This is a genomic window from Methylomonas sp. PHL2-19 (genome assembly GCF_059331595.1).
In genome coordinates, this window is the sequence record NZ_CP196839.1 from 1973137 (window position 1) to 1987384 (window position 14248).

Below are 14248 nucleotides of genomic sequence, written 5' to 3' on the forward strand. Positions count from 1 at the left end.
CCTCCTCGTTGTAAAGCTACACATTCCACAGCCTCCACCCTGCTCAAGGTGGGGGCTTTTTTTGTATTCAAGCAGGCGATTTCTCAGTCGGACTTGGAGGTTTTTGCCGGGTCTGAAACCACAGTATATTCAGCTTCCAGGCTTTGCCCGTCAACCTGCGCATTTTTCAGCTTTCGCAGCAACCACCAGCCTCTGATACCGATTATTGTCAGCGGAATTAGCAGTAAGGCAAAAAAAGCCGAAAACACCACGGTACCCAAGACCGCGCCGGCAATCATCGCCGGAATGGTCAGCAGATTGGACAGCTTGCTTTGTGGAGGTGACTCAAGGCGGGGATGCGCACCGGAGCTGTCGATGCGGATGGTTTTCTTGTAGATTTTTAACATGTCGGGCACCTTTTAAAATGGTACGAGGCCGGCCTCGTTCCCGAAAAGGACTAACGGGTCGTTAGCTTTCCAGGGCGGGTATTTTCGCATAACCGCCGCAAACAGATTGGATGTTAAAAAGTCGTCCAACCAGTGTTGCAAGGCCGGGTAGGGCGAGCTGGAAAACCAAGCGTTATCCACTGCGGCAAACTGCCGGATAAACGGCGCAATGGCGGCGTCGGCCAAGCCGAAAGTTAAGCCGCACAAAAAGCGAGTCCGCTGCAAGCGGGTTTCCAGCTCGGCTAAAAACACCTCGCCTTGTTGACGATAAACAGTTTGCGTTTGTTCCGGATAGCGGTCCGCATATTTGTAGCGGTCCAAATAGTATTTGAAATCGCCGTCGTTCCAGTCGATTAATCGCTTCGCATCTTCCGGCATTTGGTCCAGCCAGTCTTGCGGGTCGTGTTGCGCCAAGGCCCACCGCATAATATCCAGACTTTGTTCGATGACTTGCCCGTCGGGCAACATTAATACCGGTACGGTGCCTTTTGGCGAAACGCTTAGCATCTCCTCCGGTTTATTGCTGAGCTCGATTTCTCTGAGCGCGACTCTTAGCCCCGATGCGGCAATGGCCAAGCGTGCCCGCATCGCATACGGACAGCGGCGGAAGCTGTAAAAGATGGGATAAATCTGTGCAGTGGTATTTGGGTGCGGCGCAGTCATAGGGGATTTTTAGCATTGAATGTAAGTTCTTTACCAGCCGGATCGTCAGTGACGCATTACTGTAAATGACCGTCGATTAAAGTCTGGTAAAATAACCGATTTTCGCGTCAACCCATTTATTTCGTCACACGCCTGAAACGGCGACAACGCTCTTTTTACTCTTTATCCTCGGACACTCTCTTGATTTCTACCGCTAATATCACCATGCAATTCGGGGCCAAGCCCCTGTTTGAAAACGTTTCCGTGAAATTCGGCAACGGTAATCGCTACGGCCTGATTGGGGCCAACGGTTGCGGCAAGTCGACCTTCATGAAAATTCTCAGCGGCGATCTGGAACCCACATCCGGCAACGTCAGCGTCGACGCCAACGAGCGTCTAGGTATTTTGCGCCAGAATCAATTCGCGTACGAAGAGCAGCGAGTGCTGGATGTAGTGATGATGGGCCATGCCGAGATGTGGGCGGCCATGTCGGAACGTGACGCCATCTACGCCAATATGGAAGCCAGCGAAGACGATTATATGCGCGCTGCTGATCTGGAAACGGTGTTTGCCGAATTCGGCGGCTATACCGCCGAAGCCCGGGCCGGTGAATTGCTACTAGGCTTGGATATTCCTCTGGAACAACATAACGGCCCGATGAGCGCGGTGGCGCCAGGCTGGAAACTGCGGGTTTTGCTGGCGCAAGCCTTGTTTTCCAATCCTGACATCATGCTGCTGGACGAGCCGACCAACAACCTGGATATCAACACCATCCGTTGGCTGGAAAACGTACTGAATGAGCGCAACTCGACCATGGTGATTATCTCGCATGACCGGCATTTTCTGAATAGCGTCTGCACACATATGGCCGATCTGGACTACGGCGAATTGCGGGTGTATCCGGGCAATTACGACGATTACATGACCGCCGTCACCCAAGTGCGCGAACAATTGTTGGCCGGCAACGCCAAGAAAAAAGCCCAGATTGCCGAATTGCAAACCTTCGTGGCGCGCTTTTCGGCGAATGCTTCCAAGGCCAAGCAGGCCACGTCCCGGGCGCGGCAGTTAGAGAAAATCAAGCTCGACGAAGTCAAACCGTCCAGCCGGGTCAATCCGTTTATTCGTTTCGATCAAGCTAAAAAGCTTTACCGGTTGGCGGTGGAAGCTAAAGATTTGGCCAAAGGCTACGGCGCGGAACCCTTGTTCAAGAACTTGAACATGATGATTGCGGTCGGCGAGCGGGTGGCGGTGATTGGTCCCAACGGTATCGGTAAATCTACCTTGCTGAAAACCCTGGTCGGTGATTTGAGCCCGGACAGCGGCGAAGTGAAGTGGGCGGAAAATGCAGACGTCGGTTATTTTGCGCAGGATCATGCCGAGGATTTTGCCGAAGACATGCCGCTGATTGAATGGATGGGCCAATGGCGCAAGGAATCGGACGACGATCAAACCATCCGCGGCACGCTGGGGCGTTTGTTGTTTTCCAATGACGAAATCAACAAATCCGTAAAAGTCATTTCCGGTGGTGAGCAAGGCAGGATGTTGTTCGGCAAATTGATTCTGCAAAAAAACAACGTGATGGTGCTGGATGAACCCACCAACCATTTGGATATGGAATCGATCGAATCTCTGAATGCGGCTTTGGAAAATTATCCCGGCACGCTGATTTTCGTCAGCCATGACCGGGAGTTTGTGTCGTCACTGGCGACCCGGATTATCGAACTCACGCCGAACGGCATCGTAGATTTCAGCGGTAATTACGAAGACTATTTAAACAGTCAAGACATCAACTAAGGCTAAGCCGCCAGAGCATTCCGGCCCGGATAAATCGGTCAGTAATCTCTGGCACCGCGCACGAACAGTGTCGCACCAACGTCGGTATACACCTCGCGGTGCGCGCTGCCGGCCGGCGCCAGTTGGTAGTCGCCGGCGCGCAGCAAGACGTCGTCGATAAACAAGTCGCCGTCCAGCATCATGCATTCCTCTTCCAGCCGATGGCCGTGTGCCGGGCATTTGGCGCCGGCTTCCAGGCGATAAAAACCGGATTCGCGTTCCCCGTCCTGCCACAGCGGTTTTTTCCAGACGCCGGGGGCAATTTCCTGCCAGTCGTCTATTTGCTTGGTAAACACGCTAAACGACTCAGCCTTGCCAAACGGCAGCAGCCCCGCCAGTACTTCCCGCAACACCTCGCGGCTATCGCCCAGTGAAGTGCCGCGTAAATAGGCTAGTGCGCCGTTAGCCGACCTTATCCCGCCGTGCCGACTGCCGGCCGGCGAGGCGTGATAGTCCAAGGGGCCAAGCCGCAAGTCGCCCATTTGCAAATCGCCGTGCAAGACGATGCCTTCTTCCAGACAGTTGTGCCGATGCGGTATCAGGCTGGCGCCGGGGGCGAATTCGATCAATACCGAGTGGCCTTGCGGGCCGCCGTCCCATAGTGGTTTGACGCGGATGCCGGTTTTCAGGGCTTGCCAGGCGCCGTGTCTGGCGCGCACGGTGAGTAAGCCGGCTTGTTTGGCAAGGCTGGCCGTGACTTGCGTCATCAGGCCTTGGCGTAACGAATTGCGGCGTTCGCCGGCAACCGGAATCGGCGCCAAACCGTCGGCCAGCAGCGTTTCGAGTTGCTGCAAATCGTTGGCATCTGCGCTATCCAAAGGCGGGAATTTGTCTGTCATGTTGTTTAGTTAACCTCGCCGGCATCGGCTGTCAATAATTGCTGCATAGTCTGTAGGGCCCGGCGGATATGTGATTTCACAGTACCCAAGGGCAAACCGCTGCAAACAGCGATTTCGTCGTGACTCAAACCCCGGAAAAATGCCAAAGACACCAATTGCCGGGGCAAGGGCTCCAAAGCCGCCAGGGCCGTTTGCAAGCGATGACCTTGCTGCACCGCTGATAGTAAATCCGGCGGCATTTGTTCGGCTGGGGCTTCGATTAGCACCAGAGCGTCCGGTTCCAGCTCGCTTAGATTGCCGTCCAGTTGCCGCAAGGCGTCCAGTGCCCGGCTGCGAGCCATCGTCATCACCCAGGCTTTTACCGAACCGCGTTCGGCATCGAAGCGCGGCGCCTGCCGCCAGATCTGCCAGAACGTGTCTTGCACCACTTCTTCGGCACACTGCGACCGCCGGGTGATGCGTAGTGCCAAACCGTAGACCTGATCGACCAGGCTATCGTATAAGCGCCCCAGCGCGGCTTGATCCTGATCCACGACGTCGGCGATCCATTCCCTCAATAAGGCTTCGTCGGCGGTCGTTGCCAGTTGTCGGTTCTGGTCGTCGTCCGAATCGCTATCCGTCATCGTCCTCGCATCCCTTTAAAAGCTATACGCGGCATCGGTTGGTTTGGATGCGAGGCGATGTTGGGATAGCGCTCAAAGTGTGAACCAAGCGACATAAGGGCTGTGGATTTTTCTTGGTTTGCCAAGATTGGTGGGCGCATTTAAGAGGGCAGAGACTAGGGGTTTGTGGTTGGACCACTATAAAACAGCCGTTTGCGCGTGGCAAATAGTCAAACTACCGAAGCGATTATGGCTTGCGCTCTGGGTTAATAACACTCGTCGTTTCCTATCGAAAGATGCTTATGTGCCAAGCACCGACCGTTCGTTGCACAAACCCGGCCGCAAATATTTTTACCTGTTTTGCATCCATTGCCGAATTGGCCGCGTATCAGTCATCGCAAGCCGGCGCGAATGCCGAGTATCGCCATCCGCATCTGGAATCCGCCGCCGGCTTGCCATTTCTAACCACAGACTGAGAGGAAACCACGATGAAAAAGCTATTTCCGGTTGCGTTGTTGGGCGTCTGCCTGACCGCAGCGACAGCGGTTGAGGCCGCGGACTTTGAATTTAACGGCAACTTTGCCAACGATAACGATAAGCTGAGCTTTGCCTTTTCGCTCGGCTCGCCGGGCACGGTGACCTTGTTTACCTCATCCTGGCTAGGCGGCGGTTTCGATCCGATTTTGACGTTGTGGGACGGCTTAGGCAACCAATTGGCCGAGCAAGACGACGGCGGCTTGGGCGGCAGCCAATTGTCGAACGGGGTTAATTTCAATTACGGCGAATTCGACAGCTATTTAGCCATCAATCTTGTCGCCGGGAATTACCTGGCAACCTTGACTCAATACGACAACTTTTCGGTAAGCGCCGCGCTGGCCGACGGATTTTTACGGGATGCCGATCCGCAATTTACCGCCGCCTTCGGTTGTTCGAACGGCCGGTTTTGCGAGGGATCTTTAACCGATAGCAATGGCGATCCGGTGGAACCGAATCGCACGGCGGCTTGGGATCTACACATTCTCAACGTCGCCAACGCCCAGATCGTCAGTGTGCCGGAACCGCCCACCCTGATGCTGCTGAGTTTGTCCGGCTTGTTTTTGCTCGGTGGCCGGCTGGGAAAGGCTAGATCCGCACCGCGAACCGACGCGGAAGCGGCCAGTCCGGTGCGTTTGGCATAAATTCCATTTTCCGGCATCCGTTTGCCGATTTTCCACGTATTCCCTAACGCAGCTGCTTGAAGCTGCGGCTTTAATTAATGAGGAATTAGACTATGAAAGACTTACATCACTACAGCCGTTGGCCGCTGACCATGTTCGCCAGCGCTTTATTATTGATGGGCGGCCTACCGCCCGTTGATGCGGCCAATCACCGCGAAGCACCGTTAACCGCATTGGATACCAAGGCCGACATCACCGATTGGTACGCTTTCGTTAGCTATAACGATCCCAGCAAGGTAACGATGATATTGAATGTCGATCCCTTGCTGGAGCCCAGCAACGGCCCGAATTATTTTCCGTTCGATCCGGAAGTTCTGTATGAAATGAAGGTGGATAACAATTTCGACGCAGATGAAGACATTACCTTGCAGTTCAGGTTTAAAACCGAAACCCGCTTGCCCAGCGTGTTTACCGGTTTTGTCGGTGCCGGCACCGGCATTGTCGCCCCGGCCAATTCGCCGGCTCCGGTCGCGCCAGGCAGCTTGATCGTGCCGCCGGCGATTACCGCATTGGATGGCCCTGGCTCGGAAGGATTGGGTTTGCGGCAGAGTTATACGGTGACGCTGATCAAGGGCAAGGGCGCCAATCGCCAAGTCATCGATCTAACCAATCAGCAAAAGCTCTATGCCGTGCCCTCCAACGTCGGACCGCGCACCATGCCCAACTACCAAAATCTGGCCAGCCAAGGGATTTACGATTTAGGCGGCGGGGTTAGCGTGTTTGCCGGTACCGTCGACGATCCGTTTTACATCGATTTGGGCGCGACTTTCGATACCTTTAATTTCCGGTCCGGCGCGTCCGGCGCCGGTGTGCCGGGCGTGTTTGCCGAGAACCAAAATGATGCGGAAAACCAAAACTTCGCGTCGGACGATGTGGCCGGTTACAACGTTAATTCCATCGCTATCGAATTGCCTATCGCCATGCTCACCCAAGACGGCAAGCAACATAGCGCCGGCGAGGCCTTGGCGGTGATCGGCACTTATGCCATCACTTCGCGGCCGCGCACCAAAGCGTATGCAGACAGACCAGGCGGCAAGCCTAAACTCGCCAATGCCTATGTGCAGATTCAGCGCATGGGTAATCCCTTGGTCAATGAGGTGTTAATCGGTACCGGCGACAAAGACCGGTTCAGTATGAGCGAACCCAAGGACGACGCTAGTTTTGCCGGTTATGTGTTGGATCCGTTATTGGCCAGAGTCGTCAACGCCGCATACGGCGGTGCGGTGCCGATTCCGGCGCCGCCCAGGGTAAATCCGGCCAATCCTAGTTTTGATCTGGGCCCCTTGGTGTTTTATGCGGCGCCCATTTGCCCCGGCTGTTCTTCAGCCCAACGTGGACCAGTGGCGGATTTGCTGCGCTTGAACACCGGCATCGGCCCCGCGCCTGTCAGCGCCCGCAAACGCATGGCATTTCTGGCGGGCGATAGCGCCGGCTTTCCGAACGGGCGGCGGGTGTCCGATGATGTGACCGATATTGCCGCGCAAGCGGTGGTTGGGGTGTTGAATCCGGCATTCAACAGCTTCCCGAATAACCGGGTCGCCGATGGCGTTAACACCAACGACAGAAGCTATCAGGAAGTATTTCCGTACGTGGCCTTTGCCAATAGTGGTCGGCAAAGCCGTCATGTCGATCCTGGCGAATCCGGTTGTTTCGATGCTGTTTCCTTAGCTGTGGGTAGTTGTCCAAATAATTAGCAGAGGTCAGGGGGCGGCTGTGCTCGCCCCCTGTCTGGTAAACATCCAAAGGAGGAGCCGATGAAACACTGGCTTACATTAGGTTTGGTAATGTCTGTTGCTGTGTTCAGTGACGCCGGGGCACAAGCTTATTTACCCAAAACCGATGACGAAATCGTCGAAGTCTTGCCGGCCAGGGGCGAAAGCTGGCTGGAAATTCGTTACTTGCGCAAACAAGTCGCGGCTCAGCCTAATGACTTGGAACCGGCTTTAGCTTTAGTCCGGCGCTATATCGAATTGGGCCGCGCTGAATCGGATCCGCGCTATTTCGGTTACGCGGAAGCGGCGTTGGCGCCTTGGCTGACAGTCGCGCAACCGAGTGCCGAAGTCCTGACGTTGCGAGCCACCTTGTTTCAAAATCGCCACGAATTTCCGGCGGCTCTGGAATATTTGCATTGGGCTTTGGCGCGTCAGCCGCGCTTGGCGCAAGCTTGGTTGACGCGGGCGGCGATTTTGGAAGTGCAAGGCCAACACGCCGATGCTCTGAACAGCTGTTTACCTTTGTTGAAATTGGCAGAGCCGCTGATCGGCCAAGTTTGTCTGAATTCCATTCTGAGTGTTTCCGGCCAGCTCGACACTGCTTATCGCCAGTTGGCACGAGCAGTAAGCGCTACGCACAGTGCCGCACCGGCAGACCAACAATGGGCATTGACCACGCTGGCGGAAATGGCCGAGCGCATGGGTAATACAGATGCGGCCGACCGTTATTATCGGCAGGCGCTGCAAATGCCGCGCCGCAATGGCTATCTGTTGGCTACCTATGCCGATTATTTATTAGACCGGAATCGTTTCCAAGACGTGGTGGAATTGTTAGCTAACGATACGCGCGCCGACGGCTTGTTATTGCGTTTGACTTTTGCCGAAAAAGCCTTGCGGCTGCCAACCGCCGCTGTGCATATAGATGCGCTGACCGCTCGCTTTGCCGCGAGCCGGATGCGCGGCGATACCAGCCATCAAGGCGACGAGGCGCGCTTTTTATTGCATGTGTTAAACCAGCCCGAATCGGCGCTGGCCTTGGCGCAAACCAATTGGGCGGTGCAGCGCGAGCCGCGCGACGCGCGCATTTTGTTGGAAGCGGCGCTGGCTAGCGGCAAAACGCAACAACAGCTGCAACCGCTGCTGATGTTTTTAACCGAGTCCAAATTGCAAGATGTGCGACTGCAAACGCTACTCGCGCAAATTGGTGGGAGCGGAGTATGAACGGGCCGGCAAAATTCCTTCACCCCTTAAATACTGTTTGCCCTGGGCCTCTCGACTGCGCTCAGGGCAGGCCTGTCGAAGGGCAGGCCCCACCAAGCTTAGACGGGTTAAGCTCGAACCGAATACGCGGAATCATTTGGGTCGGGTTAATCATGGTCTGGCTGCTGACTGCAAGTTTTAATGTTTTTGCCCATAAGGCCAGCGATAGTTACATGACGGTGCAGGTTGACGGGCGGCAGATCTCCGGGCAATGGGATATTGCCTTGCGCGACCTGGATTACGCCTTGGGTTTGGATGCAAACGACGACGGTAATATTACCTGGGCGGAGTTGCGAAATAGTCGGGATGTTGTGTATGCCTATGCGCTGAGTCGTTTGCAAATGACGACGGCTAAGCAAGTCTGTTCGCTGCAAGCAGGGGATTTACGGGTGGACGAACACAGCGATGGTCATTACGCCGTATTAAATTTCCGGGCGACTTGTCCGTCTGCGTCCACGCCGTTGTCGATAGACTATCGCTTGCTTTTCGATCTCGACCCGCAGCATCGCGGGCTGATAAGCGTCATTCATGCCGCTAAAACCGATACCGCGATCTTTAGTCCTGACCACCAACGTAGCGAATTTGTGCGGGACGCTGATTATTCCGGGTGGCGGACCGTGGCGCGATTCGGCTACGCCGGGCTATGGCATATCTGGATCGGTTTTGACCATATTCTATTTTTGTTAAGTCTGTTGCTGCCGGCGGCTTTGGCGTGGGAGCGGGGTGCTTGGCAGCCAAAACCAGGCTTTAGACCGGTATTTTTCGACGTGCTAGGTGTGGTTACCGCCTTCACGTTGGCACATTCATTCACCCTGAGCCTTACGGTGTTGCAATACCTCTGTCTGCCGTCCCGCTGGGTAGAATCGGCCATTGCCGCCTCCGTGGTGTTGGCAGCGTTGAACAATATTTATCCGGTGTTGGTAAAACGCCGCACCTGGTTTGCCTTTGCTTTCGGCTTGATCCACGGCATGGGCATCGCCAGTGTGTTGTTGGACATGGGCTTGCCGGACACGCAGCGGCTGTTACCGCTATTGGGCTTTAATTTGGGTGTGGAAGCAGGGCAGTTGGCGATTGTCGGTGCGGTTTTGCCTTTGATAGTCGGCTTTAGCCGCTATCGCTATTATCCGCTAGTCGTGATGAAAACCGGCTCAGCATCCATCGTCGCCGTGGCTTTGGTTTGGTTAGCGGAACGAAGTCTGGATTTTCAGATGAACATATTTTGAGCAACTTGGCGTATATCGCTGCGGCTTACTTATCGTCGCTCCAGCCAGGGCGGGAGACCAGTGGCTATAGTGGATTCGTAGGGTAGTCTTATTGAAAATCAAGGTACGGCGCGGACTTTTGCGTATATGAGTTGGCGGCCAGCACTGCTGTTTCGATGCGAGCTATCAGCGCCACAATTTGCTCGTCCAGCATAAAGCGTAGCTGCCATTCCACCGCCAAATCGTCTGCCAGATTGTCGATACCATGATGTTCGGTATAACTTTGCTTTAGACGTGCTTGGTGCTCGGCAAGCTCGACGGGTTTGCCGACTGGTTCGCCTTGCAGGAGGCTGGCGGCATATTCCAGGGCGGTTGTCAGCGCGGCATCGAAGGCCCGGCTGAGTTGTTGCAATTCGTCGGGAAAATGACTGAAGCGCTGGCCGCTGAGTAAACGGTAGCGTTTGCGGACTTGTAACAAACCGGATAAATGGCCGGCGTCCCTGACAATAGTCCGCAGCGCCGCTCGTTCATGCACTTTTTCGGCTAAGCGCGCATCCGGTTCCAATACCGCGTGCGCCAATAAGTCTTGCGCGGCGGCCAGCTGTTTTTCCGCCGATAGCCGTAAGGGTAAGGTGTAAGTAAAAAGCTGGCTGACATCGGGTAGGCGGCTGGTGAAATTGGCAAGGGTGCGTAACGCCGCAATGCTGTGATGGCGCGCCAGCACTGTCGAGCGCCGCGGCCATAGCGCGTAATCGATAACGCCCATCACGATCAGTCCGAGCAAAATGCCGATGACCCGGTCGCGCGGCAGATACAGATCGGTGACTTGACCGAAATCGTGCAGCACAAACAACGCAAACGAAAACCCCAGCTGCCGGCCCAGGTAGGCGATGCGTTCGCTGCCGGCGGTAATCCAGGCCGCCAAGGCCCAGAACGGCGCTGTGGCGAAAGCAAAGCCGACCACGGTATCGAGCTGAGATTGAAAGACCAATACGTAAAAATAAGCGCAAATGCCGCCGACAGCAGCGCCCGTCACCCGCAACAGCGAGAGCCGGTAGTCGGCGCCGAGACTGGTTTGCGCCGCGACCAGACAGGTGGGAATCGCGGTGTTGATGTCGGGCCAGTCCAGGCTTTCCACGATCAGCATGCACAGGATCGCGCCCAGTGAGAATTTGATACCAAATTGCACGCTGTCGGCATGGCTGGCCCAAAACTCGTAACCCAACCAGGCCGGCAGCCAGCCATGTTCAGGCTTATCGTCGGATTCCTGGTCGATGTCCTTACTGTCCGCAACATCTATAGGTTGATGTAAAGCCTGTGTCAAACCGGCAATGCGTTGCAAGGCCCGCCACAAAGCGGTTAACAGCGACGGATTTGATTCCCGGGCATAACTTTGCAACACCTCCTCGCTTAACAAGCGCGTGACGTCTGCGGACACATCGCGTGATTTCGCCACGCCTTGCCGCAAATTGGCGCAGGCGCTTTGTAAGGCCTGATAAACATTTAGTTTTTCCGGCGTCAGCGGCTGGACTCGATATTCCGCAGCCAGCACCTGATTAAGCCAATCCGCCAATTGCCGGAGACCGTCTATTTCCAGCAGCAGCGCCCGATAAGTCTGGTGGCGTTCGTGTAAAGTAGGATGGATCAATTCGGCGTTGGCCAGTAAACCCAGCAGTTTGCCGAGGCTGCCGGCAGCGGCGTGCATGGCTGCTTCAGGTCTGAGGCTATACGCACCGGCATCGGCCAGACGGGCGCTGAAAATGTATTCCACCGCCGCCAATTGCATGGCGATCTCCGCTTGTAACAGTTTCAGAGGATCTTGCGGTTTGATGGTCAAATGCACTACCGTCCATGTTCCCAGCGCCAGTACGCCAATAATGGGGATATTCCATAAGGCATGGTAAATATTTTCATCGGGCGTGCTGGGGCTGTACAGCACCGCCACCGAATACCACAGGGCAATGCCGGTAGGCCAGGCGATCAGCCGGGCGTGAAACAGGGACAAGGCCAAGATGACGAACGATAGCGGCAACAATAACCAAGGGTCGTTGCCGGCCAGCATCAGCGTCAATACCGATACCAAGGTCGTGACTATCAGGTAACCGAGCTGGCGTATACCAAATGCCAGGGATTGGCCGGCGTTGGCGTAAGCGTCGTAGCTTAGGCAAATCAAGATGGAAATTGCCCCCAGCGGTGGGATATGCAAGGTTTGGCTGACGAGTGCGATTGTCAGGGTGACGACGAATAAACGCAGGGCGGCGACGCGCCGTGCCGGTGTATCTTTGAGTTCGGCGGTTAGGAATTGCCCCAGGCTGGTGCCAAACCAAAGCCGGTTGGGTTTTGACTGTGTGCTTGAACCAGTCCGGCTGTCGCCTCGGGTCATGACGGCGGCAGAGCTGTACCGGTTGCGTCGGCAGTGGCTTTCCGTACCGTCACAAACGCGGTCATGCCCATACGGAGCGGATGCGCGGGGTCATGCTGTTTAATCTCGATTCTTACCGGAAAACGCGAAGCCAGAATGACCCAGTTCAGCGTGCGATCTATCTCCGGCAACACGCCATGCTGTTTGATATTGTCGGGCGAATTGGCCCAGCCGATCCCGGTCACCACGCCGCGAAAGCGCTTGCCCGGATAAGCAACCAGAAACACCTCGGCTTCCTGGCCGGGTTTGATCGACTGCAAATAAGTTTCCTTGAAGTCGGCGATCACATACCACTGGCGGTCATCGACCAAAGCGAACATTTGCGTACCGGCCTTGGCGTATTCGCCTTCGCGGGTATTCAAATTGGTGACGTAGGCATTGAAAGGCGCTCGCACGTAACAGTATTCCAGATCGAGCTCGGCGGCGGTGACCAGGGCTCTGGCGGCTTCGATACGGGCATTGACGTCGCCGACCTGGGCGACTAACGATACCGCTCGCCGGCTATCGCTCTTGGCTTCCTCGATGGCACTGCGAGCCGACAGTTCTTTAGCTTTCGCATCCGCCAGTTCGGCGCGCGAAGCCGCATAACGCGAGCGCGCCTGTTTGAGCTGGTCGGCGGTGACGTATTGCTTATCCGCCAACGGTTCCAGCCGTTCCAGATAGTTATGCAGATATTCGTCTTCCGCCTCGATTTTTTTCACTTCGGCACTGGCGGCAGCGCGCTGGTGTTCCAGGCGTTCGATAGCCATTTCCGCGGAACCGCTGGAGGCGCGCCGGGAATCCACGTCTTTTTCCGCCAGCAGCAATTCGGCCTTGGCTTTGTCCAATCTGGCCTGATAAGGCTGCGGGTTAATCACATACAGCAAGTCGCCTTGTTTGACGTACTGATTGTCTTGTACATGCAGTTCCACGATGCGGCCGCTGACTTCCGGCGCGATGCCGACGATGTTGGCCCGCACCATCGCATCGTTGGTGCGCGGATTTTGATAGTTGATATGCCAAACCAGCGAGCCGGTCGCCACCGCACCCAGCACGATGGCTATGCCAATGAGGCGACCCAGCAACATCCGATTTTTCAGGCTTAACCCTTGACTATCGTTTTGACTGTTTTCCATCAGGCACCGCCGTTTTCATGCTGCATAAAACACCAGCCAGATGCTAAAGGTGCACAAAGCCCACAGGCTGGGGGCGATCAGCAGCGGTGGCCCCAAATGCGGTGCCAGGCGATAGTGTACCAATTGCCACATCAGCAGCATGCTGGCCGCCAGCCCGCCGAGGATGCAGATGATCCAGGCTGGCCAGAACGAACCTTGCACGCTGAGCAGCGGATCGCACGCGGTCAGGAAAATCGGGAGACTCGCCGGGAAAAACGTTTTAAGGGAACCTCTAAACATTCCCTCGCCCTTAGGGAGAGGGCTAGGGGGGTAAGTAATTGATTTTAATTCCCTCATCCCAACCTTCTTACGTGAGGAGAAGGAGGTGTTTTTATTTTTAGAGGCCCACTTAAGTAATGGCCCGGAGATCATTGTGCGCTTCACTTCAAACGTATAAAGATTTCGGTACTCGTTAGAATTCATCATCGACTTGTTCGATATGATTGCCGCGAGCGGCGATGACCGCTTCATGCAGCCGCTGTAAATCCGCCTCCAGTCTTTCGATGTCCTCGGGCGCATAATCGTCGAATAGGCGGCCGATATGGGCCAAATGCTCGGGAAAAGTTTGTTCGTATACGGCGCGGCCCGCATCGGTCAGGCGGATGATCTGGCTGCGGCCGTCTTTTTTTGAGGCCAACCTTTCCACTAGGCCCTTGTCCTCCAAACGGCTGACTACGCCGGTGAGCGTGCCTTTGGTAATCAAGGTTTCTTCGCCAAGTTTCTTGGGCTGCATGCCGGCGGTTTTGCCTAGCGTGATGATGACATCGTATTGCGGCAAGGTTAATTCGAGCCGGTGAACGTGGCGGGCCGCATAAGACAAAAAGGCCTGGTGGGTGCGGAGTAACTGGCGCAAAACGGTTGGAAAGGTAGAGTCGGAGGACATAATGTGAAAATAATTGTTCTAATTAGGATTCGATGATAACCGTAAGCTCATTCATGC

The 14248-nt window shown here is 55.4% G+C and carries 13 protein-coding genes and 2 pseudogenes; 6 read left to right on the top strand and 9 right to left on the bottom strand.

The features are described 5' to 3' along the window. Window positions 1-83 precede the first annotated feature (83 nt). Entirely contained in the window at window positions 84-386 is a 303-nt protein-coding gene (locus tag ACR02O_RS09350; RefSeq protein WP_020485356.1) for a hypothetical protein, read from the bottom strand. 12 nt (window positions 387-398) lie between these two features. Further along, window positions 399-1088 (bottom strand): glutathione S-transferase, encoded by a 690-nt coding sequence (locus ACR02O_RS09355; RefSeq protein WP_494523257.1) that lies wholly within the window; start codon window positions 1086-1088, stop codon window positions 399-401. A 180-nt stretch (window positions 1089-1268) separates the two neighbouring features. Between ACR02O_RS09355 and ACR02O_RS09360 the strand changes: the two genes are divergently transcribed. Beyond that, entirely contained in the window at window positions 1269-2861 is a 1593-nt protein-coding gene (locus ACR02O_RS09360) for an ABC-F family ATPase (RefSeq protein ID WP_036276341.1), read from the top strand. A 38-nt stretch (window positions 2862-2899) separates the two neighbouring features. Here ACR02O_RS09360 and ACR02O_RS09365 read toward each other — a convergent pair. The 3 genes and pseudogenes from ACR02O_RS09365 to ACR02O_RS09375 form a co-directional block, all read right to left on the bottom strand. Next, window positions 2900-3115 (bottom strand): annotated as a pseudogene (locus ACR02O_RS09365) (cupin domain-containing protein); the annotation flags it as partial. Window positions 3116-3319: 204 nt separating this feature from the next. Continuing rightward, window positions 3320-3739, bottom strand: a pseudogene (locus ACR02O_RS09370) (cupin domain-containing protein); the annotation flags it as partial. Window positions 3740-3744: 5 nt separating this feature from the next. After that, entirely contained in the window at window positions 3745-4362 is a 618-nt protein-coding gene (locus ACR02O_RS09375) for a sigma-70 family RNA polymerase sigma factor (RefSeq protein WP_494523258.1), read from the bottom strand. Window positions 4363-4643: 281 nt separating this feature from the next. Here ACR02O_RS09375 and ACR02O_RS09380 point away from each other — a divergent pair, with 281 nt between their 5' ends. The 5 genes from ACR02O_RS09380 (at window position 4644) to ACR02O_RS09400 (ending at window position 9753) form a co-directional block, all read left to right on the top strand. Then, on the top strand, window positions 4644-4817 hold the full coding sequence (locus tag ACR02O_RS09380) for a hypothetical protein (protein ID WP_494523259.1): 174 nt from the start codon (window positions 4644-4646) through the stop codon (window positions 4815-4817). 12 nt (window positions 4818-4829) lie between these two features. Next, window positions 4830-5519, top strand: coding sequence for a DVUA0089 family protein (locus tag ACR02O_RS09385; protein WP_026603972.1), 690 nt, complete (start codon window positions 4830-4832; stop codon window positions 5517-5519). Window positions 5520-5611: 92 nt separating this feature from the next. After that, window positions 5612-7252 (top strand): DUF4331 domain-containing protein, encoded by a 1641-nt coding sequence (locus ACR02O_RS09390; protein WP_458136991.1) that lies wholly within the window; start codon window positions 5612-5614, stop codon window positions 7250-7252. Window positions 7253-7312: 60 nt separating this feature from the next. Continuing rightward, window positions 7313-8491, top strand: a complete 1179-nt coding sequence (locus tag ACR02O_RS09395; RefSeq protein WP_494523260.1) for a hypothetical protein — start codon at window positions 7313-7315, stop codon at window positions 8489-8491. A 152-nt stretch (window positions 8492-8643) separates the two neighbouring features. Next, window positions 8644-9753 carry a HupE/UreJ family protein gene (locus ACR02O_RS09400; protein WP_494523261.1) on the top strand — a complete coding sequence of 370 codons (1110 nt, stop codon included), beginning with the start codon at window positions 8644-8646 and terminating at the stop codon, window positions 9751-9753. A gap of 88 nt (window positions 9754-9841) precedes the next feature. On the opposite strand, the gene ACR02O_RS09405 is transcribed toward ACR02O_RS09400, so the two are convergent. From ACR02O_RS09405 to ACR02O_RS09420, 4 genes are read right to left on the bottom strand one after another with little or no spacing between them, the layout of a single operon-like run. Continuing rightward, window positions 9842-12115 (bottom strand): FUSC family protein, encoded by a 2274-nt coding sequence (locus ACR02O_RS09405; protein WP_494523262.1) that lies wholly within the window; start codon window positions 12113-12115, stop codon window positions 9842-9844. Further along, window positions 12112-13269, bottom strand: a complete 1158-nt coding sequence (locus tag ACR02O_RS09410) for an HlyD family secretion protein (RefSeq protein WP_494523263.1) — start codon at window positions 13267-13269, stop codon at window positions 12112-12114. Before ACR02O_RS09410 ends, ACR02O_RS09405 begins: the two co-directional genes overlap by 4 nt. Before the next feature lie 15 nt (window positions 13270-13284). Then, window positions 13285-13734, bottom strand: coding sequence for a YtcA family lipoprotein (locus tag ACR02O_RS09415; protein ID WP_240348019.1), 450 nt, complete (start codon window positions 13732-13734; stop codon window positions 13285-13287). After that, complete coding sequence (locus ACR02O_RS09420; RefSeq protein ID WP_205450832.1) at window positions 13721-14191, bottom strand: MarR family winged helix-turn-helix transcriptional regulator; 471 nt, start codon at window positions 14189-14191, stop codon at window positions 13721-13723. Before ACR02O_RS09420 ends, ACR02O_RS09415 begins: the two co-directional genes overlap by 14 nt. Between the last annotated feature and the right edge of the window lie 57 nt (window positions 14192-14248).